The sequence below is a fragment of the Leptospira koniambonensis genome, from assembly GCF_004769555.1.
In the GTDB taxonomy this organism is placed as follows: domain Bacteria; phylum Spirochaetota; class Leptospiria; order Leptospirales; family Leptospiraceae; genus Leptospira_B; species Leptospira_B koniambonensis.
Genome location: NZ_RQFY01000006.1, coordinates 336,170 through 357,139 on the forward strand (window position 1 = coordinate 336,170; position 20,970 = coordinate 357,139).

At 39.5% G+C, this 20,970-nt stretch carries 22 protein-coding genes; 18 read left to right on the forward strand and 4 right to left on the reverse strand.

The features are described from left to right. Positions 1-117: 117 nt before the first annotated feature. The gene (locus tag EHQ52_RS15015; RefSeq protein ID WP_135615994.1) at positions 118-2,667 is read left to right on the forward strand and encodes a SpoIIE family protein phosphatase; all 2,550 of its coding nucleotides are present in this window, start codon (positions 118-120) and stop codon (positions 2,665-2,667) included. Here EHQ52_RS15015 and EHQ52_RS15020 read toward each other — a convergent pair. From EHQ52_RS15020 to EHQ52_RS15035, 4 genes are all read right to left on the reverse strand, one after another. Continuing rightward, positions 2,651-4,234: a HEAT repeat domain-containing protein gene (locus EHQ52_RS15020; RefSeq protein ID WP_425269400.1), complete on the reverse strand. Its 1,584-nt coding sequence runs from the start codon at positions 4,232-4,234 to the stop codon at positions 2,651-2,653. The genes EHQ52_RS15015 and EHQ52_RS15020 overlap by 17 nt on opposite strands. 35 nt (positions 4,235-4,269) lie before the next feature. Next, positions 4,270-4,953 carry a hypothetical protein gene (locus EHQ52_RS15025; protein ID WP_135615996.1) on the reverse strand — a complete coding sequence of 228 codons (684 nt, stop codon included), beginning with the start codon at positions 4,951-4,953 and terminating at the stop codon, positions 4,270-4,272. A 76-nt stretch (positions 4,954-5,029) separates the two neighbouring features. Beyond that, positions 5,030-6,304 carry a hypothetical protein gene (locus tag EHQ52_RS15030; protein ID WP_135615997.1) on the reverse strand — a complete coding sequence of 425 codons (1,275 nt, stop codon included), beginning with the start codon at positions 6,302-6,304 and terminating at the stop codon, positions 5,030-5,032. Between the two features lie 288 nt (positions 6,305-6,592). Further along, positions 6,593-7,072, reverse strand: coding sequence for a hypothetical protein (locus EHQ52_RS15035; protein ID WP_135615998.1), 480 nt, complete (start codon positions 7,070-7,072; stop codon positions 6,593-6,595). Between the two features lie 200 nt (positions 7,073-7,272). Here EHQ52_RS15035 and EHQ52_RS15040 point away from each other — a divergent pair, with 200 nt between their 5' ends. From EHQ52_RS15040 to EHQ52_RS15120, 17 genes are all read left to right on the forward strand, one after another. Continuing rightward, entirely contained in the window at positions 7,273-8,454 is a 1,182-nt protein-coding gene (locus EHQ52_RS15040) for an MFS transporter (RefSeq protein ID WP_135616051.1), read from the forward strand. A 333-nt stretch (positions 8,455-8,787) separates the two neighbouring features. Continuing rightward, entirely contained in the window at positions 8,788-9,672 is an 885-nt protein-coding gene (gene dapA / locus EHQ52_RS15045; RefSeq protein WP_135615999.1) for a 4-hydroxy-tetrahydrodipicolinate synthase, read from the forward strand. A gap of 10 nt (positions 9,673-9,682) precedes the next feature. After that, entirely contained in the window at positions 9,683-10,489 is an 807-nt protein-coding gene (gene dapB, locus EHQ52_RS15050) for a 4-hydroxy-tetrahydrodipicolinate reductase (RefSeq protein ID WP_135616000.1), read from the forward strand. A 10-nt stretch (positions 10,490-10,499) separates the two neighbouring features. Continuing rightward, positions 10,500-11,339, forward strand: a complete 840-nt coding sequence (cdaA, locus tag EHQ52_RS15055; RefSeq protein ID WP_135616001.1) for a diadenylate cyclase CdaA — start codon at positions 10,500-10,502, stop codon at positions 11,337-11,339. Continuing rightward, positions 11,332-12,396, forward strand: coding sequence for a YbbR-like domain-containing protein (locus EHQ52_RS15060; RefSeq protein ID WP_135616002.1), 1,065 nt, complete (start codon positions 11,332-11,334; stop codon positions 12,394-12,396). The genes cdaA and EHQ52_RS15060 overlap by 8 nt, the downstream gene beginning before the upstream one ends. After that, positions 12,393-12,773 (forward strand): holo-ACP synthase, encoded by a 381-nt coding sequence (gene acpS / locus EHQ52_RS15065; protein ID WP_135616003.1) that lies wholly within the window; start codon positions 12,393-12,395, stop codon positions 12,771-12,773. Before EHQ52_RS15060 ends, acpS begins: the two co-directional genes overlap by 4 nt. Positions 12,774-12,779: 6 nt before the next feature. Continuing rightward, positions 12,780-13,001 carry a tetratricopeptide repeat protein gene (locus EHQ52_RS15070; RefSeq protein ID WP_008592471.1) on the forward strand — a complete coding sequence of 74 codons (222 nt, stop codon included), beginning with the start codon at positions 12,780-12,782 and terminating at the stop codon, positions 12,999-13,001. Positions 13,002-13,011: 10 nt separating this feature from the next. Then, positions 13,012-13,395, forward strand: a complete 384-nt coding sequence (locus EHQ52_RS15075; protein ID WP_135616004.1) for a bactofilin family protein — start codon at positions 13,012-13,014, stop codon at positions 13,393-13,395. Positions 13,396-13,417: 22 nt separating this feature from the next. Beyond that, a complete protein-coding gene (locus EHQ52_RS15080) occupies positions 13,418-13,678 on the forward strand; it encodes a hypothetical protein (protein ID WP_208653514.1) in 261 nt (86 codons plus the stop codon). Between the two features lie 7 nt (positions 13,679-13,685). Continuing rightward, on the forward strand, positions 13,686-14,561 hold the full coding sequence (rpsB, locus tag EHQ52_RS15085; protein ID WP_135616006.1) for a 30S ribosomal protein S2: 876 nt from the start codon (positions 13,686-13,688) through the stop codon (positions 14,559-14,561). Positions 14,562-14,570: 9 nt separating this feature from the next. Beyond that, on the forward strand, positions 14,571-15,170 hold the full coding sequence (tsf, locus tag EHQ52_RS15090; RefSeq protein ID WP_135616007.1) for a translation elongation factor Ts: 600 nt from the start codon (positions 14,571-14,573) through the stop codon (positions 15,168-15,170). Between the two features lie 3 nt (positions 15,171-15,173). After that, complete coding sequence (pyrH, locus tag EHQ52_RS15095) at positions 15,174-15,926, forward strand: UMP kinase (protein WP_008592152.1); 753 nt, start codon at positions 15,174-15,176, stop codon at positions 15,924-15,926. Continuing rightward, complete coding sequence (gene frr, locus EHQ52_RS15100; RefSeq protein ID WP_100707850.1) at positions 15,916-16,470, forward strand: ribosome recycling factor; 555 nt, start codon at positions 15,916-15,918, stop codon at positions 16,468-16,470. Before pyrH ends, frr begins: the two co-directional genes overlap by 11 nt. A 2-nt stretch (positions 16,471-16,472) precedes the next feature. Then, a complete protein-coding gene (locus EHQ52_RS15105; RefSeq protein ID WP_135616008.1) occupies positions 16,473-17,198 on the forward strand; it encodes an isoprenyl transferase in 726 nt (241 codons plus the stop codon). After that, the gene (locus tag EHQ52_RS15110) at positions 17,191-18,105 is read left to right on the forward strand and encodes a phosphatidate cytidylyltransferase (protein ID WP_100709403.1); all 915 of its coding nucleotides are present in this window, start codon (positions 17,191-17,193) and stop codon (positions 18,103-18,105) included. The genes EHQ52_RS15105 and EHQ52_RS15110 overlap by 8 nt, the downstream gene beginning before the upstream one ends. Before the next feature lie 8 nt (positions 18,106-18,113). After that, positions 18,114-19,283, forward strand: a complete 1,170-nt coding sequence (gene dxr, locus EHQ52_RS15115; RefSeq protein WP_135616009.1) for a 1-deoxy-D-xylulose-5-phosphate reductoisomerase — start codon at positions 18,114-18,116, stop codon at positions 19,281-19,283. Beyond that, positions 19,277-20,965 (forward strand): site-2 protease family protein, encoded by a 1,689-nt coding sequence (locus EHQ52_RS15120; RefSeq protein WP_135616010.1) that lies wholly within the window; start codon positions 19,277-19,279, stop codon positions 20,963-20,965. The genes dxr and EHQ52_RS15120 overlap by 7 nt, the downstream gene beginning before the upstream one ends. The last annotated feature ends 5 nt before the right edge of the window (positions 20,966-20,970 follow it).

Below are 20,970 nucleotides of genomic sequence, written 5' to 3' on the forward strand. Positions count from 1 at the left end.
GAAAATCCCGAACATCGTTCTTTAATCCTGCTTCGTTAAGCCTAAGGTCGGTTTTGATCTTATTGGATATAAGAACATGTAGATTTGAAATCAAATTTTCAATCCAAGGAATACCCGATGCAGATTCGTTCCGCAATCGTCATCATATCTATTTTAATTTTTCCAAACTTACTTTTCTCGGAAGAGATCCAAAAAATCGGATCCTTTGATTTGATTACCAGCTTAAATTCTTCAGACTCTCATACTTGGGAAATTACAGAAGAACCCCTGGACCCAAAACAATTTTCCTTTTCTTATTTAAGTGGAGAAGATCCCGGAATTAAAACAAGTCCATACAATGCTCCAGGTGTATATAGGGTTTCCAAAGAATCAATACGAAAGGTTTATATAATCAAAAAATTTATAGCTCCTGAAACTTGGAAGGCAGCGGGAGTTTCTGTTCGTTTAGGTACTCTAACAGATAAGGATAAAACCTATCTGAATGGAAAGTTGATTGGAGAAACCGGGGACATGAATTCTTCGGAACCACAAGCATATGATAAAATTAGAATATACTCTATTGCTCCTGGTCTTATCCGAGCTGGAAAAGAGAATATACTAATCTTAGAAGTGCAGAAATATTTTCATCCGGAAGCAGGGATAGAGCAAGACAGAACAGAGATCGGGGATACTCGACTCATCCAAGGGGATTATTATAGGACGGAATATACTAAAGTTGCTCTACTGATGATCTATCTTACGGTAGGAGGATATTTTTTATTTTTATTCATGAGAAGACGGGCAGATACCGAGAACTTGTATTTCGGACTGTTTACAATATTTCTGGTGATTTACCAATTTCTAAGAAATCAGCTTAAATATGAGCTTGGAATTCCATTCTTATATATGAAGAAAACAGAATATATTATTCTGACTTCCCTTATTCCAATATTTGCAAATTTTATCCGATCTTATTTTAAATTTCCAAGAGGAAAATTTATCAATGGGTTGGATGCAATTTACGGAGTTTTTATACTCTTCTATATAGTTTCGAATAATGTAATTTTATACAATATGTTAAATAGTTCCGCTGTGCAGTTGGGCTGGGCGGCTTATTTGATCCTGATCTCTTATTATTTGATCCGTAAGATCAGAACAAAAGACCGAGATGCTTTACTAATCTTGATTGGAGTTTCCATTGTGGCTTTGTCTACTGTTCTGGATACAATGTCCAATCGGAACCTATTTGTTTTTCCTAGAACCGTAGGTTATGCATTCTTCTTCTTTATTATCAGTATAGCGACTATTCTTGCTAATAAATTTGTGAGATTGAATGAGCAAGTAGAAGAATTGAATGAACATCTGGAGCAGAAGGTAGAAGAAAGGACTCAGGAGTTAAATGAATCTTTGGCGTATGTAAGTAAACTGAAGACACAACAAGATGGAGATTATTTTCTAACTTCTTTATTGATTCGTCCTTTATTTACGAATAATACCGCCAGTCCTTTTTTGAAGATAGATTTCTTTTCCAAACAAAAAAAAGCAATTTTGTTCAAAGAGAAACATTATGAGATCGGTGGAGATATAAGCATCTCTGGAAATATTTCCATCCAAGGGGAAAAATATACAGTATTCGTAAATGGAGATGCGATGGGGAAATCTATTCAGGGTGCGGGTGGAGCACTTGTGATGGGGACAGTTTTCCAATCATTATTAACCAGGACCAATCGTAACGGAGGATACTCTAAAGCTCCTGAATCTTGGCTTAAAGAATCGTTTTTAGAACTCCAAGGTATTTTTGAATCTTTTGATGGATCAATGTATATTTCGGTAGTGATCGGCTTATTGAATGAGAGAACTGGAGGTCTATATTATATCAATGCGGAACATCCTTGGCCTGTGCTGTATAGAGACGGATCGGCTGGATTTTTAGAAAATGAGCTCACTCTTCGTAAGATAGGAATTCCTGGTAATGAGGAGAACTTTTTCGTCAAATTTTTCAAATTAAAAAAGTATGATATACTAATATTAGGATCGGACGGTAAGGACGATGTTTTGATTGGGAGCGATGAAAGAGGAAGGATCGTAAACGAAGACGAAACAAAATTTTTAAGAACTGTAGAAGAATCGAGAGGAGATCTAAAGCAGATATATGAAAAAACTATTCAATTCGGAGAATTGACTGACGATTTCACTCTTTTAAAATTAGAATATCTTGTAGATCCAGTATTAAAAAATGAAACTTCTTTGAATGAAGTATTGGAACAGGCAAAAACACTCTACAAGAAAAAATCTTATTCCTCTCTTGTGGATTATCTGAATGAATACAAAACAATTTTTTCTGATAGGGAAGAATTCTTTATTATACTTGGAAAATCCTATCTGAAACTTAAGGATTTTTCTTCCGCAGCGAGATATTTTGAAAGAGCAGCGAATTTAAATCCAAATAGATTGGAATCTCAATATTACGCTTCTTATTCCAGTAAATTGAATAAGGATTTCCAAAAGGCAGAATATTTTGGAAAAATCGCATATTCTTTAGATAAAAATTATCTGAATAATCTGATCAACTTGGCAGATGTTTATAAAAACTTAAACCAATCGGAAGAAGCCAGAAAATTTGCAGAGAGAGCGCAAGTGATAGATCCTAATCATCCAATTCTTTTAAAACTTACGGATGTTTTTTAGAAAAGTTTAGGATATACCAATTGATCCATTCATTCTTGGAGGCGAACTTTAATCCGGTAACAGATTTTAATGCGGAAATCAGCAGCTTTCTGTTTCTAGATCTTGAGTCTTCTTGTAATAATCGAATTAAAACTGGCACACTTGCCGGATCTTTTTTCGCTCCTAATTGAGAGACCGCAACCTGATGAAGATTGATATTCTCGCTTTCCGCATATTTCTCCAAAATTTTACGGGATTCCTCTCCTGGAATTGAAGTAATTGCAGCGAGAGTGATAGGGGCCAAATCAGGAAAATCTTCTGTTTTTTTATCTAAGAGAGAAAGAGATTTAGGAGACGCGATCATTCCTAAACTTTCAGAAGCGATCTTTGCTAATTTTTGGTCTTTAGATTTGCAAGCTTCTTCCACGTATGGAAGACCTTCTTCTGAGCCTATTGCACCTAATGCCCAAACTGCTCCGTATTTTGCTTCAGTCTGATCTTCCTTTAATACTTTAACAAGTACTGGGATACTTTTTTTATCACCTAAATATCCTAAGGATTGAGCAATGATCTCTCTGTCTGGAATATTAGGATCTAATAATGTTTTTTCTATCTCTTCTCTTGCTTTTGAAAATTTGATACGACCTAAAACATGGGCCGCAGGAGCCTTTGCTAAAGATTTACCTTTTACCAAAACTTCTAAAATACTGAGTGAAAATCCAGGATTGGTCACTCCAATTAGAACATCTGCTGCCCTGTATCGGATCTCCTTATCTTGGTTCTCTAAGATAGGAAGAGCCAAAGGTAAAATTTTAGGATCTTTGATATCTATCAAAGCAATGGAAGAATTTTCTCTTCCCTTATCAAAATCAGACTGTATAGCTTTTACCAAAAGTGGAATAGATTTTTTACTTCTGATCTTTCCAAGAGCCAAGTAAGTGGCTGCCAAAGTTGGGCCAGGCTCAGAATGAGAAGACAGATCTATCAGATAATCTTCCGCTTCAGGAATATTCAATTTTCCTAATGCCATTGCAAATGTTTTGGCCTTTTCTGGATCTTTATTTGATTTTGCAGAAGCTAAAATAATACCTCCCGATTGTCTTGCATTGATCCGGACCAAAGTATCCACGGCTAATAATCGAATATTTGCATCTTCTTGGTTTAGTATGCTTGCTACACGGTTTCCTGCCTGTGGATCTTCCATTCTTGCAATGGATTCCAAGACTGTAGCTATATCAATTCCCGATTTAGGATCTAAAAAGTTTAAAATTTCAGGAAGGGAAGATCTATCTTTCCAGATCCCTAAAGCTAAGATTGCTGGGCCTTTTGTAATTTCTTCCGAAGATCTCATCCATTCTCTTGCGATAGGTATGAACTTTTTTTCGTTTCTGGAAGCTAATTCTAAAATAGCTTGGGCTCTTGTTCTTGGATTCTGGCTTTTTAGATCTGAAGCTACTTGTTCTAAGCTTGGGACTTCTTCTTCATGGACCTCGGGTAAAAGATCTGGCCGAGGAGGTCCAAAACATCCATAAGTCAAACCGAAAACTAAAACGGCACCTATTGCAGATCTGCTGAATAAAAATAGCATCATAAAAATAGAATATACCCTAAACTTCATAAATATTATCTAGGCACCGATTCGTAAACTTGCCTTAACTGTAATAATTCCTTTTGCCAAGAAGCAATATCAGAATTTGCCTGAGGAATTTGAGAAGAATCCATTCTGCCTTGTTGGATTGCGTATTGGACTAACTGTATTCTGGATTCTAATTCAGATATTTTATAAGAGAAGTAAGCTTTCTGTTCATCCGGAGTTACATTCGGATCGGTTGGACGAGTAGGGGCCGATCCAGGTTGCGCATATCTACCTTCGTTTCTTGATAAAGCAAATTTAGATTCAGCTGAAGTTACCTTATCTAATTGTTCTCTAGCCTTCTTTTCATCTTCAGATGTGAGCCCGGGACGGAATTCACTTGGAATATAAATATTACGAGGGTATCTTGCTGCAAAATCGATCCATTCTTCCCGGATCTTTTCTCTTTCTTCTTCTGATTTCTTTTCTCTAAAGGCTGCAGGCCAAAGTCTTTTAGCAGGACCTTCTAAATCTGGATCTTCTTCAAAAGGGTGAGGGGCATCCGGAAATTCCAAGCTGCCGCTGCTACCATATTTGCGATTTGCAATTTCGGAAGCCTCTTCTCCTAAGCTGGGAGAATTGGTTTTTCTTTCCGGCCAAAATATAAATAGAATACAAATAATAAGAATAGCTGCGCCTGAGATCCAGGGCCAATAAGAACGTAAAAATTGCATTATGATAAAGGAAATTTGAAAGGTTTGAATTTAAACTATTTCCCGCCCTATACGAGCGGGAAATGTTTTTGAACTATTAAACGAAAATTCCGATGACCCAAGAAATAAACTGACCGAACAAAGTGTCTGTCAGGAATTTTTTCAAGTCAACCGGGTTACGATTTAAAGAATCGTAGTACCAAGCGGTGTATTCGCTCACTTGCGGAATAGAATAACCGTATTTGGAATTGATCGCTTTGATTAGCTCGTTTGCAAAAACCGAATGACCATACATATTCGGATGCACTCCGTCCAAGCCAAAAATACCAGGTTGGCCAGGAAGAGGCCAGTTCGCTTTTGCATAACCTGGGCTGTATCCGGAAGGACTTTTGATCAAACGGCCATTCTCTTTTAAATCGTCAAAAAGAACTTTAAGATCTGCTAATGCAAATCCCATGGCCACAGCCTGAGCCTTCACTTCATTGTTTATAGAAGTTAAGAAGTTGGTGATTGTAGCTACTTCATTCTTATCTAAAACTTGAGAAGGATCTGAAACTGAAGAACGGAAGAATGCTTTCAAACCAGAATAGTTTACTCTTCCTTGAGGATCGTTATAGTTTTCCAAAAACGCGATAGAAGTTACATTTGGAACAGTGAATAGAACTCCACCTTTGATAGATCCGATAGCAGCCATTTTGGACATGGTAGAACGGATATCTCTCAAAAATCTTGCTTGGTCTAAACAATCTGTAGAAGTGCTCAATGCAGTACAAAGAACATGGTTCGCAGCTGCAGTTCCGAATAAGAAACTAGGCTTAACTGCTTGCATTACTTGCATTTGGGTTCCGGAACTTCTCAAACCGAATTGATGGAATTTATCCGGAGATTGGCAATCTGGAACTTGTATCCAACGATAAGTATACCAATACCAAGTTTCCCAATACCATTGTTTGGCCCAAGTAGTTGCATTGATATTCTCGCACTGACCTGAAGTTTGAAGAACTGTAGTATAATCCGCGCCAGTGATCCCTGCATGTGTTGGAAGTCCAACAGTTGATCCGTTTCCACCAATGATGGAAGCAGCGATGCAGAATACCCCACAATCACCTTTAAGCACGTCTTCGAAATTTAAGTATGGTCCTTTTAATACGTTATAAGAAACGTTTGAACCAGCTTGTTTAGAAACTAAAACCGGATAAGCCCAGTTCTGAGTTTTTTCTTCTACAGTTGCGCCATAAAAACCCTGGCTTAAGGAGTCACCAATTACTCCGGGTCTGGAAAACATTTGCGTTTGGCTTTGTGCCGAAATCGTCGAAGCTCCCAAGATTAGGAAAGTCCCGCTTAGGATTTTCCAAAAGTTTCGAATGTTCATTTTTAAATTAACTCCACTCTCTATTGAAGTAGATTTCTATATTCTCTTCGAGCCAAAGTATGAAAGCGGGAATTTCGAAGTCAATGTCCAATTATATTTTGCTTATAAAATAGTTTTGCCTATATTGAACATTCGTAATATTACAATGAGTGGCCTTTCACTGAACACTGTTAAGGATTAATGTTTGATTTAAAATTAAATTTTTGTAATATACTATTTTGATCCCTCGAATGAGTGTTTGTGTCACATATAGTGACTTTAAACAGTGTTCGTTTGTCCCTGAAGGGACTAATTCGGAATGCAGTCTATTTCTAAACGAGTGAATGTATGATTCATCACTTCGCAATTATTAGAAAGAGAAGCAGCGTATTTTAGGAATGAGTTTGAGGTCCTAGTCAAGGTACAGGTAGGAGGATCAGTGGGTCTATGTTCTGAACCTAAGTGTAGATCCAAGTTTCCATTTTCCGGAAATAGAAAAGGAGAGGTACTTGGAACAATATCAATTTTAATATAATAGCCTGAGGAAAATACGGAAGAAAGATCTACAACAATCCCTTGGCCTGATGAATTATCTGAATCGCAAGAAGTAGTTATCGCATTATCTAAATTGAAAGTATCAAAACTAACTTGGGCCAAGTTTGTTCCGAAGTTAGTATCTAAGTTTGGGAATATAGGAAATAAAAACGAAGTCAGATCGTCCTTTTTATCTTCCTTACAAGAGGAAAATCCTAAGACCAAAATTAAGGCAGCTATTTTGCATAACTTCATCCTTACGATAACAAACAGGAGTCTGATATTTGAACAATTTTTATCTCACGCCAAGACGCGAAGGGGAAAAGATTCTCCTTAGATTACATTAAAAATCTTTTGAACTTTGCGGCTTCGCGTGATTCGCCTCTCTGCGACTTTGCGCCTCCGGTATGGAATTACGCTTGCCTGCCTCGCTGATCTTTCTCAATCTTCTTCCCGTGATTCTTTTTTATTATCTATCATCTATCCTTGGTTTGCTCGCGGGAAATATGTTCAATTATACCGCCATAATTCTTTCCCAAAGTATTTCTAATTCTGATACTTTCTCGGGTTGGGTATTTTTCTTCGTATGTTTTCCTCTTTTGTTTTTAAGTTTCACAGCGGGAAGATTGCTGGATAAATATTCTAGAAAATGGCTTCTTGCAGGGGCACAAATCTCAATGGCCTGCGGTTCCGGATTCGCAGCTATAGCATTACATTTGGAATGGATCTCTCCCGGAAAACCTTATCTTCTTCTTGTATCCTCAGTTCTTTCTGGTATTGGATTATCTTTTGTGATGCCAGGAAGATTTGCGATACTAGGAGATCTATTAGAACATTCTAAAATAGGAAAACATAGTGTTTGGTTAAATACTCTTGTTCTTTTTGGATATGGTCTTGCTCCTTTAGTGGCTGGATATTTTAAGGAATTTTTTTCCTTTAAATATGTGTTTATGAGTATTGGTTCTGCTTATGTTTTGAGTGTTTTCTTTTTGATATTGATCCCGGTGCAGATGAGGGAAAGAAGCCAGACTTCTTCCGGACCTGGTATCTCTGAGTTGGTTGCCTATTTAAAAAATTCTCCTTTGGTTTCTCAGTTCCTATTGCTAATGGGTGCAGTGGTTTTGTTAGTCGGTCCAGTCCAAGTGCTTCTTCCTAAATATGCAAAAGAAATTTTGGGATTAGGAGAAGGAGGGAGAGGTGCCTTACTTTCTGCTTTGGGAGTTGGGCTTGTGATCGGAGGAGGAGTTACCTTTCTGCTTCATGGTTTAAAGAAGAAGGGGCATATACTTTTTGGAACGGCACTCTTCAGCTGTTTCCTATTTTCACTTATTCCTTTCCTCGCAGAAAGTTTAGTACTCACTGGCATTTGTTTTTTCGTCTTTGGGTTCATGACAGGTGTGATCATCACTCTGATCCCAGCAGGGATCCAACAAAATACTGAAAATCATATCAGGGGAAGGATACTTTCTCTTTATAGCCTGGTCTTTCTTTTGGTACCTGCATTCTCCGGAATTTTATCCGGATTTTTTTCGGATCGGATTGGAATTCCTTCCACATTTGTTTGGTCCGGTTTTTTGGAAATGGGAGTATTGATCTATCTCAGCTGGAGAATGGACCAGGTTCGAAAGCATTATTAGAGACGCAGAGAGTTTGAGTTGAGTAAATTTGTAACTTACTTCTTGCGTAGCCAGTATTCTGATTTTGCCGGATTTTCGATTTTCTCACGCTAAGCCGCGAAGTTAAAAAGATTCTTTTGTTTAACTAATCCCCAAATCTTCTTTTCTTAGCGCCTTTGCGTGAAAATTTAGAAATTTTACAAAATCGAAAGACCAAACTACGCAAGGAAAAGAATTCAAAATAACAGTCCCCAAACATCCTCTGCGTCTTTGCGACTCTGCGTGGGAATTCCTACAATCTGCCTTTTAGTAAAGAGGTTGCCAAATCGCCCAGGGATCAGGAATTTATATATTATGTTTCAAGGCGTATTTACTGCCATTATTACCCCGTTCCGGAACGGAAAAATAGACTATGACTCCTATTTTTCTCTTTTGGACAAACAGATCCAAGCAAGGGTAAGCGGAGTGGTGCCATGCGGTACCACTGGCGAATCTCCTACTCTTTCTCATGAAGAACACGCGGAACTGATCCGCGAAACTGTGAAACATGTCAAAAAGCGGATTTTGGTAGTGGCTGGTACTGGTTCTAACTCTACTAGAGAGGCTGTGGAACTGACTGAAGCAGCCTGCAAGGACGGAGTAGACGGGATACTCCAAGTGAATCCGTATTATAATAAGCCAACCCAAGAAGGATTATATCTTCATTTCAAAGAGATCGCGGATCATTCTTCTGTTCCTGTGATGTTATATAATATTCCAGGTAGAACTTCCGTAAATTTATTACCGGAAACTGTTCTTCGTCTTTCTGAACATCCAAAGATCAGATCTATGAAAGAAGCCACTGGAGATCTAGGACAAATGTCAAAGTTGATCTCTCTTGTTGGAGACAAGATGACTGTTCTTTCTGGAGATGATAACCTGACTCTTCCTCTTCTTTCCTTAGGTGGAAAAGGTGTGGTGTCTGTGATCTCAAATCTATTTCCGGAAAGTCTCGTGAAATTAGTGGAGTCCTTTCAGAAAGGGGATATTATATCTGCGCAAAAGATCCATTATGATTTTATAGAATTATTCGCATTAGCATTTATAGAAACGAATCCAATCCCGATCAAAGCAGTGATGAGTTGGCATGGATTCTGTTCTGGTGAGATCCGTCTTCCTATGACTTCTCTAAGTGCTGGTCCTGGAGCGGATCGTTTGAAAAAAACGGTTTCCGAACTACTCGCAAAAGGTTATAAATAAGGAATTCGATTTGGCCCGCAAGAATCGTGTCGCAGTCATTGGTGCTTCTGGAAGAATGGGGAAGGCTATTATACAAGTCCTTTCCCAATCTAAAGTTTCTGAACTTTCAGCTGCGGTAGTAAGTAAGGGTTCCGTTTATTTAGGTTTGGATTCCGGTTTACATTCCGGGCTTAGGGCAAATGAAATTTTGTTTTCGGACGATCTTTCTAAATCCATTTCTGAATCGGATACTGTAATCGATTTTTCTATTAGAGAAGTTTTGTCCGATGTTCTATCTACCTGCAAGGAATTCAAAAAACCTGTTGTGGTTGGAACAACCGGTCTTGTGGAAACTCATAAAGAATTATTAAAAGAAACTTCTAAAAATATTCCGATCGTGTATTCTCCTAATATGTCCATCGGGGTGAATCTTCTTTTTAAACTGACTGAGATCGCCGCAAAAGTGATGGGAGATCTGGCAGATATCGAGATCCAAGATATTCATCATCGTCATAAGAAAGATGCTCCTTCCGGAACTGCAGAAAAACTAAAAGCAATCCTTTTGGAGACTCTTTCTAGAACAGAGTCAAATATTGTACATGGACGCCATGGAATTCTTCCTGAAAGAGATCCTAAAGAAATAGCGATCCATACTCTCAGAGCGGGAGAAGTGATTGGAGACCATACTGTCTATTTTTTCACTCCAGAGGAAAGAGTGGAAATTTCCCATAAGGCACAGGACAGAAAAACATTCGCAGTTGGTTCAGTAAAAGCTGCTGAATTTTTGGTCGGAAGAGAAAAAGGCCTCTACGATATGTTTTCCGTATTAGGGTTATAAGGTTCCTGGAATGGATTTTTTAAAAAACATCAGTTTATTCCAAAGTGATAAGTTCGGGATCGTAATGATCCTGGATATTCTGATCGTTAGTTTTTTAATCTATCAATTCTATTCTACCATCCGTAGAACAAGAGGGGTTCAGCTTCTTTTGGGGATCGGACTAATTTGGGTACTTGGTATTTTTGCCCAAACTTTGAATTTTGAACTTTTGGATTGGATCATAGATAATATTCGCCCAGCTCTTGTGTTTGCGATCATAGTTTTACTTCAGCCGGAACTTCGTAAGATCACGGGTGATATGGCGAGGCTTAGATTATTCCGACCTTTCCTTCTAAAAACTGCCACCGACCTGGACGAGATTGTAGAAGCATCCAAGATCATGGCTAAAAACAAAACCGGATCACTCATCGCGATCGTCCGAGAGCATAGTCTGAAAGATATCGCAGAGCAAGCGGTTCAGTTGGATGCAATTCTTTCAACAAGCCTTCTTCTTACAATATTCAAAAAGAATACTGCGCTTCATGATGGAGCTGTTATCATAGAACAAAACCGTATCGCATGTGCCGGTGCATTCTTACCAATGGCGCAAAATTTGGATGATGCTCGTATGGGTGCAAGACATAGAGCTGCACTCGGAATTGCAGAAGAATCTGATGCAGTTATTGTAGTAACGTCAGAAGAGACTGGAGAAATTTCAGTCTGTCATGATGGAGAAATGATCCATCCAGTAAAGCCGATCGAATTAAAAAATCTTTTGAATACAATCCTCCACGAGAAAAAAGCAGGACCCGGAAATCCGAACTCAGACAAAAAGTTTGAATCGGAAGAACTAGGGGAGTCTCATGATTAAGGCGCTTCTGAATAACTGGCAGGCAAAACTTGGCTCTATTATTTTAGCCACGCTATTCTATATCAATTTACAAAATTCTAAAATTCTAGTTAGAGAAGTAAATATCAAAATAGAATACCCTAAGTTAAGTGGTGGACTTATCATTGCAAAAGGATCTGACACTACTTTTCCAGTTAAGGTAGAAGGTGTCCGCGACTACGTGAACTTCTATACTCCTTCCTTAAAGGCGTATATTTCTCCTGCGGATCTTCATCCTGGGGAAAATTCTGTAAATGTGGTCCGATTTGGTGGAACAACTCCAGGTTTAAGAATTTCTAAAATTCCTGGAAAAGAAAAAGTTAAGATCATTGTTGAATCAAATGTAAGTAGAACTCTAATAATTGAGCCTAAGCTTGCAGGAGATCCTCCTAAGGATTATATTAAATCTTCTCATTTTGTTTCTCCTACCAGTCTAGTAGTTGTAGGAAATCCTTCTGAATTCGATAAAGTTGGGCGGATCGTTAATTTACCATCTATCTCTCTGAAAGATAAAACCAAAACATTCACTCAGAAATTTAAGGTCCCAGATCTTCCTGCGGGTTTGAGATATAGAGATAATATTAAAGAAGTTTCAGTAACAGTGAATATCGTAGCTGATTCTTCCACTCCTGGAGAAAGTATAGTTTTAGGTGTTCCTGTAAAATGCCAGAACCTGGATAAAAATCTGGAGGCAGAATTTTCAGAGCAGGAAGTATCCGTAAAACTGCAATCCAAAACTCCTTTGAGAAGTATCCAGATCATTAAAGGTCTGAATGCAAGTGTAGTATGTTCTCATAAATATGATCCCAAAACTAAAAAGATCTCACCGGATGGTAAGCCTGTGGTCGCAAAAGTCCGTTTGGAAAAAGCGCCTAGTTTAAAATCCGTAGATATCCAGGGAGTTTTCCCAGATCGAATTTCCATCCTGTACAGAGTCCGTCCGGACATTGGATCAGGTGGAACTGGAAGTGAAGATGGGGGAGATGGAAACTCGGATCCGGGTTCGGAAGAACCTCTACCGGAGCCTGAGGAAGAATGAAGATCACCATAGGGAATGATATAGTAGAAAATTCCAGGATCAGAGACTTACTCGATAAACATGGAGAAAGATTTCTGAAAAGAGTATTTTCCGAAACAGAGATCGCTTATTGCTCAGGCAGAAAAGATCCAGTTCCTCATCTTAGCGGAAGATTCTGTGTAAAGGAAGCATTCATCAAGGCGATAGAGCCCGGAAACAAGGTGATTCTTGATATGAGAGAAATCGAACTTTTCGGGAAAGATTTTGGAAAAAAAGAATTGGTACTTCACGGAAAATCGAAAGAATTGTTCCTCGAGAAAGGCTATAGCGGTGTTTCCGTATCCATCAGCCATGCGGAAAATTATTCCACTGCAGTTGTCGTTCTCTATAAGGAGTGAGCGTCCATGGTAACCGAGTCTTTTAAACAAACTCTTAAATTGTACGACGAAGGTCTCGCACTGTATAAGAATAGAAAGTTCAAGGAAGCTTGGGAACTATTCAAAAAAGCAGTTGAGATCACTCCGAACGACGGGCCTTCTAAAAAATATATAGGACGCTGCGAAGCATTTATCGCGAATCCTCCTCCTGAAGATTGGGATGGGGTTTTCGAGATGAAAACGAAATAAATCTGGTATCATGTCAAAAAAAGCCGCAACCGCATCTAAACCAAGCCGCACTGTAACCGAATTCGGGACTATCTCCACTGTTTTAGGAAGAGGCACGAATTTCTCAGGTATTCTAAACTTCAAAAAACCCTTGGAAATCTCAGGTGAATTCCAGGGAGAAATAGAATCCGAAGGATTTCTGTTAGTCAGCGAAGGAGCAAAGGTCAGAGCTAATATTAAAGCTGGGACTGTAATCGTTGGTGGAGAGATCACAGGCAATGTAATTGCTACCCAAAGGTTAGAAATGCTTCCGAGCGGAAAAGTAAACGGAAACATCAAGACTGCAAAGCTGCAAATCGCGGATGGAGTGATCTTCGAAGGCAACTGCGAAATGATCCTTCCTAATAAGGATTGACCCTTCGGTCCGACCTGAAAAATTGGTATCTGCCAGCCCGAAACGACCTATGGACGGCGGAAAAGCGTCTAAAATCGCATTAGCCATCTTATTAGGAACCTTGGCCGGAGCCGTAGTCGGAGTAATCGTCGACAACGTTTTTGGGGTCCATATCCTCTCCGTCTACCTCTTACAAGAACCGGTTCGGCTGGAACTTTACGTAATTAAAGTCGAAGCACAAGTTACCCCTGCAAGTCTCTTGGGACTTGTGGCGACATTGTTCTTCGTACTAAAAAAGGGGTAAACAACTCATGTCAGTAATTTCCATGAAAAACCTTCTGGAAACCGGAGTTCACTTCGGTCACCAGACTAGAAAATGGAATCCGAAAATGGCTCCCTATGTCTTCACAGCAAGAAACGGGATTCATATCATCGACCTTCAAAAGACGGTTCAAAAAGCTAAAGAAGCTTACGACGCATTGAAGAAGGTAACTTCCGAAGGAAAAAAAGTCCTATTCGTTGGAACTAAAAAACAAGCGAGAGGTGCGATCGAAAGAGAAGCAATCCGTTGTAGCATGTTCTTCATCAATAACCGCTGGCCGGGCGGACTTTTAACTAACTGGAATACAGTTAAAAAATCCATCGCTCGTTTGAAAAAACTAGAGGGAATGGAAGCGGATAACAGCTTCGAAAAAGAAGTTAAAACTAAAAAAGAAATTCTATCTCTTCGTAGAGAATTAGATAAACTCCGCAAAACTCTGGGCGGGATCAAGGACATGAATAGCATTCCTGAAGTCCTTTTCGTGATCGATCCTAAAAAAGAAGAGATCGCAGTTAAAGAAGCTCGTAAACTTGGTCTAAAAATTTTCGCAGTGGTTGATACTAACTGTGATCCTGAATTGATCGACTATCCAATCCCAGGTAATGATGATGCGATCCGTGCGATCTCCTTATTCCTCGAAACCATGTCTAACGCGGTGATTGAAGGAACAGGTGGAGTTGTTGAACAGCCTCGCTTCAGCGAAGATCTGGATTCAGAAGCTCTTGCTCTGGAATACCAAGGTGAATACGACGAAAGTGGTAAGTTCATTATGGACGAGGATCCAGTCGGAGCTAAGAAAGAAGATCCTAATGCTACTCCAGCTCCAGAAGCTCCTGCAGCTATTGAAATCGACAAAGCCGAGTAAGAGGGAAGAATGTCAGCATCTACTACCGACCTTATTAAGGAATTAAGAGACCGCACCGGTGCGGGATTGATGGATTGTAAAAAAGCTCTTACAGAGAATAATAACGATCTAGACAAATCTGCAGACTGGTTGCGTGAAAAAGGGATCGCGAAGGCTTCTAAAAAAGCAGGACGCGTAACTAAAGAAGGAAGAAATATTTCCTATATCCACGGAGACGGAAAGATCGGAGTTCTACTCGAGCTCAACTCTGAAACTGACTTCGTTGCACGTAACGAGGCTTTCGAAGCTCTCGGAAAAGAGATCTGTCTGCAAATCGCAGCTATGGCTCCTCTATACGTAAGCGAAGAACAAGTTCCTGCAGAAGATATCGAGCGTGAAACTAAGGTTTTGGAAGCTCAATTAAAAGAAGAAGGTAAAAAACCAGAACAGATCGAAAAGATCATTCCGGGAAAGATCAAAAAGTATTACTCCGAAGTATGCCTTTTGAACCAAGCCTTCATCAAGGATAACACTAAGACCGTTGACGATCTGGTTAAGGAATCCATCGCGAAATTCGGTGAAAATATCATCGTAGCTCGTTTTGCTCGTTTCCAGGTAGGCGGCGCGTAAACCTTGGCGGAAGAAACTTCTAAGTATAAGCGGATCTTAATAAAACTCTCCGGTGAGGCACTTGCCGGAGAGGGAGAGTTTGGGATTGATAGTAATAAAGCCCATTCACTCGCAGAAGAGATCAAAGAAGTTCATTCTTTAGGAGTAGAGATTGCTCTGGTAGTCGGAGGGGGAAACCTGATCCGAGGAGCAAATCTCGCTAAGGTCGGAATGGACCAAGCAACCGCAGATTATATGGGGATGCTTGCTACCATCCAAAACGCATTGGCACTTCAAGATGCCTGCGAGAAAAAAGGACTCTATACTAGAGTTCAATCAGCAATCGATATTCATTCAATCGCAGAAAGTTATATCCGCCGCAGAGCGGTCCGACACTTGGAAAAGAAAAGGATCGTAATATTTGCAGGTGGAATAGGTAACCCTTATTTTACTACTGATACTGCAGCAAGTTTAAGAGCCGTAGAAGTAGGGTGCGAAGTGATCCTAAAAGCCACTAAGGTGGACGGGGTTTACGAAGCGGATCCTAAAAAAGATCCAAGCGCTAAAAGATATACTCATATCTCCTTTATGGAATCCATCAAACGTAGATTGAAAGTTATGGATTCTACAGCCCTCAGCCTCTGCATGGAAAACAATATGTCAATAATCGTATTTGACATTTTTAAGAGGGGCAATTTAAAAGATTTGGTTCTCGGGGACAAAAAAATAGGTACCCTGATCTCTAACTCGGAGGATATTCGGATCGATGGCGAATGAAGAAGTAATCAACGCAATGAAGTCCAAAATGGATAAAACCGTAGAACTCCTGAAAAAGGATTTCGCGGGAGTCCGGACAGGCAGGGCAAACCCTGCATTGATCGAAGATCTTAGAGTGGAATACTACGGGACTCCTACTCCCATCAATCAATTGGGAAATATCTCCGCTCCTGAGCCTAGACTTCTGGTAGTTTCTCCTTATGATAAGGGAACTATGAAAGATATCGAAAAGGCAATCCAAGCTTCTGGACTAGGACTACAACCTACGAACGACGGGGTTGTAATTCGTATCATTATCCCAGAGCTTACGGGAGAAAGACGTAAAGAATTGGCAAAAGTGGTAAAATCCAAATCGGAAGAGAAGAAGGTCGCTGTTAGAAACATCCGCCGTGATGCTATGGAAGATCTTAAAAAACATTCCGAAGGAATTTCCCAAGACGAATTAAAAACTCTACAAGACCAGGTGCAAAAAATTACGGATTCTTATATTGATAAAGTTTCCGCAATTACCGCTGAAAAAGAGAAGGAAATCACTACGGTCTAAGCTTGGCTTCTTCCAAAAAAAAAATCCCCCGTCACGTGGCCGTCATCATGGACGGGAACGGAAGATGGGCGACATCTAAAGGACTTTCCAGATCAGAAGGACATAGAGCAGGTGCAGACGCAATTGATCGTCTCATGGACTCTAGTCTTTCTTTAGGTTTAGAAGTAGTTTCTCTATACGCATTCTCCACTGAAAACTGGAAACGTCCGATCACAGAGATCAGATCCATATTTAATCTACTAGTGGAATTTATAGATTCCCGTCTGGATAAGATCAATGCTAAAGGTGTCAGAATATTACATTCAGGTTCTAGAAAAAAGCTAAGCTCTTTGGTTTTATCTAAAATCGATCATGCGGCGGAGATCACCCGCAAAAACCGCAAATTAACTGTGAACTTTTGTTTAAATTACGGGTCACAGGAAGAGATTTTAAGCGCGTTTTCCAGATTAGCGGAAGAAAGAAAGAAGAAGTCCATCTCCATCCAAAAACCGATCAGCACAAAAGAACTCGAAAAATATTTGTATACGTACCCCCTTCCGGCAGTAGATTTATTGATTAGAACTGCTGGGGAGAGGAGATTATCCAATTTCCTTCTATGGCAATCTGCTTATGCAGAGCTTTTTTTTACTGAAAATCTTTGGCCTGAATTCGGAGACAAGGATCTGAGAGAAGCGCTGGATTGGTTCCGGGGAAGGACCCGAAAATTCGGAGGTTTAGAGAATGGGTGAAACTACAAAAAGGATCCTTTCCGCGGCTGTGCTCGTAGCCCTCTACCTGTTCATGATCTTTTACAGGGATTTCTATTATTTACAAACCCTGGTAATACTTCTGGTAGCAGGAGTAATAGGTCTGACAGAATTTTATAGGCTTTCTGATAGAGGCCAGGACGGAAGACCTTTCAAAGGAACTGGAATATTCTTCTTTATTATAATATTATTAATTTATTATTTTAGATTTGTTGCTTCTCAGAATAAATTCGAGCCGCCTATATTCTTCCAAACACATTTTAAACTGTTTGTGCCAAGTTTTGACGCGGTGACCTTCTCCTTTGTATTACTTTTCTTATTCAGTTTCCTTCTTCAAATTTTGAGAAGGCCTCTGGATGGAGCGATCTTTTCAGTAAGTTCCACAATTTTAGGAGTGGTTTACGCGGCACTTCCGCTTGGACATTTACTTCTTCTTTTGGGAATGAACCAAGGTATCTATTATGTGTTCTTAGTTTCCGTTGCCACATTTATGACTGATGTGGGAGGATATTTCGGAGGACGTTGGTTCGGAAGAAATCCTGCAGGACTTGCAATTTCTCCTAAAAAGACCTGGGAAGGTTATGCTTCCGGGATCGTAGTTGCGATCGGTTCTGTTTTCCTTTTAAATATTCTATGGGAAAGAAGTACAGGAGTAGCACCTTTAGTTTCAGGCGCAGAAGTATTTTTAACTTCTTTAATTTTATCTTTCGTTGGTATCATCGGAGACCTTTTGGAATCTGCAATGAAAAGGGACGCTAAGGTAAAAGATTCTGGGAATTTGATCCCAGGCCATGGTGGAATTTTGGATAGGGCAGATGCTTTACTTTTAACAGTTCCTATTCTTTATTTTTATCTTCAGATCAAGGTCGCTCTGGGATTTCCGGTCTAACTAACAATATGAAAAGAGGCGTCTCTATACTGGGTGCCTCCGGATCGGTAGGAGAGTCCACTCTCAAAATACTCCGCCAATTTCCGGAAGAGTTTCGGTTAATATCTTTTAGCGTACATTCCAATTTACAAAAAGCGGAATCTATCGCGAAGGAATTCCAACCGGATGTTCTATGTATTAGTTCGGAGACTGCAGATCGAACCGTACTCGGAAATAAGATCGGAAATACAAATATACTATATGGTCCCAAAAGTTTAGAAGAGATCGTTTCAGCTCCTGAGATAGAAACCGTTGTCACCGCAGTTGTAGGCGCAAGCGGGATCCGTCCTACTATTGCAGCAATCCGCGCAGGTAAAAAGATTGGGATCGCAAACAAGGAAACCCTGGTAAGTTGCGGACCTTATATCAAAAGTTTATTAGAAAATTCTAAATCATCTCTTGTTCCTGTAGACTCAGAACATAATGCACTCTTCCAACTTTTGGAAAATATGAGAAAGGACTCGTTAGAAAGAATAGTCCTGACTGCTTCTGGTGGACCTTTTCGTAAACTTCCTGTAGAGGATCTTCCAAAAGTAACGATTGAGCAGGCTCTCAAACATCCTACTTGGAATATGGGCCCTAAGATAACTATCGATTCTGCTGGAATGATCAATAAAGGATTAGAAGTTATAGAGGCTCATTTTCTTTTTGGGTTCTCTTATGATAAGATAGGTGTTGTTATTCATCCTCAAAGTATTGCTCACGGTTTAGTCGAAACAAAAGACGGAGCAAGTTTTGTATATACATCTTATCCAGACATGATCTTTCCTGTGGCGCATTCATTATATTATCCTAAAATAGTTCCTGCGGTTTTGAGATCTCATCCTGCTACTTCTTGGGGAACTTTGGAATTTTTAGAACCTGATATGGAAAGATATCCGGGTTTGGCTTTGGCATACGAGGCCGGAAGAGCAGGAGGTAATTCTCCTTCTATCTTTAATGCGTCTAACGAAGTAGCTGTGGAATTATTCTTACAAGGTAAAATTCTTTTTACCGAGATACCTTCTCTCATTCGAAATGTTTTGGAAAAGATCCCGAATTCATTTCCGAATGATCTAGAAGGGTATGAAGAAGCGGATAGAAAGGCCAGAGAATTGGCCTTTCATTTTTCTAAAGATAAGGTAGTGCATTTATGTTAGCAGATATTCTTGGCATCGTATTCATGTTGGCCCTTTGTATTTTTATTCATGAGTTGGGTCATTTGGTCATGGGCTGGGTCGTAGGAGTGAAGGCCAGGATCTTCTCCATCGGGTATGGAAGAGGAATTTGGAAAAAGAAAATTGGCGAGACCACTTTTCAAGTCACTGGAATTCCGTTAGGCGGTTATGTTCTTTTCAAAGGAGACGAGAGCGGAGCCTTAAAAGGAGAGAAAGGAGAATTTTTATCCACTCCTCCTCTTAAAAGAATGGTCCCTGTTTTCGGCGGACCATTATTCAATTTGATCCTTGGATTTTTTATTATTTTCGGTTTATACGCGATTGGTTATTCTCCAACCGGAACAAAAATTTATATAGACCCTTCTAGATACAGCGCACCTGGTTACCAAGCTGGGCTTAGGAGCGGAGATAAAATAATTTCTGTAAACGGTATTAAAACAGAATCTAAATACGAATTATTATCTGAATTGGGTCTCGCAAAGGGAAACGATATTAGGCTTAAGGTTGAGCGAGAAGGAAAGGAATTAGAATTTCATTTTACTGATCCAGGAATTGGATTTGATTTTGCAGGCGAAAGACATGTAGAGGCTACTTTCGAATACCCGGCTCAACTGAAGCATTGGTTTTCTAAAAAAATTTCTCTATTAGATCCGAGTGGAGAAGCTGAGAAATATAGAAAGGAAAGAGAGAGAGTTGCCTCTATCGATTCTAAACTATCTCCCGAAACAATCGCTGCAAATGAGATTAAAGCTGCCCAAGAATATAGAGAATCTAGAGCTTTAGATTATTTAAATGATGGGGATCGAATTCTTTCTATCAATAATATAGAAATACATTCCCGTGAAGAATTGATCAGAACTTTGGGAAAATTCGAGAACCAGAATGTAAAAATTTTGGTAGATCGTAAAACTTACCCTCTTTTGAATCCTTGGACTCGAGAAAACACTGAAGTTGAAATGAGTCCTCTTTCTGCTTTTGTTATAGAGTTGAAAAATATCAAAGATCTGAAGTATCCCGAAATTCCTGAATACTCAAGAAGTTTAGAAAGCCATGATCCTAAATTCAAACTAATATTAATGAATTTGAAAATAGACGGAAAGTCTATTACAGACCCTCAGGAATTTCGAAAGGAAGTTGAATCGAAAGTTGGCAAACGAGTTCGTTTGGAAACTAAAGGGGATATTTGGGAAGCAGAGCTTGGCTTTTATAAAATAGGGCTTCTGGGATTTGTTTCGACTATGCATGTGAAAGAGGAAAGTATGGACCGAAAACTTTCCTTCGGAGAGGCATTTTTACAATCCGGCAAAGATGTTGGAAAAATGATCAGCGATAACCTGAGAGGACTCGGGATGATCTTTTCAGGCAGATTGAAAGTCAAGGACAGCGTTTCTGGTCCAGTTGGATTAGCGAAGGCGTCTGTAATGTTTTTGGAAGATGGTTTTTATTCTTACTTTCAGTTCGTAGCATTTATTTCGATCGCTTTAATGATAATGAATTTACTTCCGATTCCAGTGGCCGACGGTGGACATATCGTTTTTTTCACGTACGAGGCGATCGCCGGTAGACCTTTGCCGATGGCTGTTCAAGAACAGGTTTTGAGATTAGGATTCTTCTTCCTTTTATCCTTAGGCCTCTATGTGACTTATCACGATTTCTTAAGATAATCGAG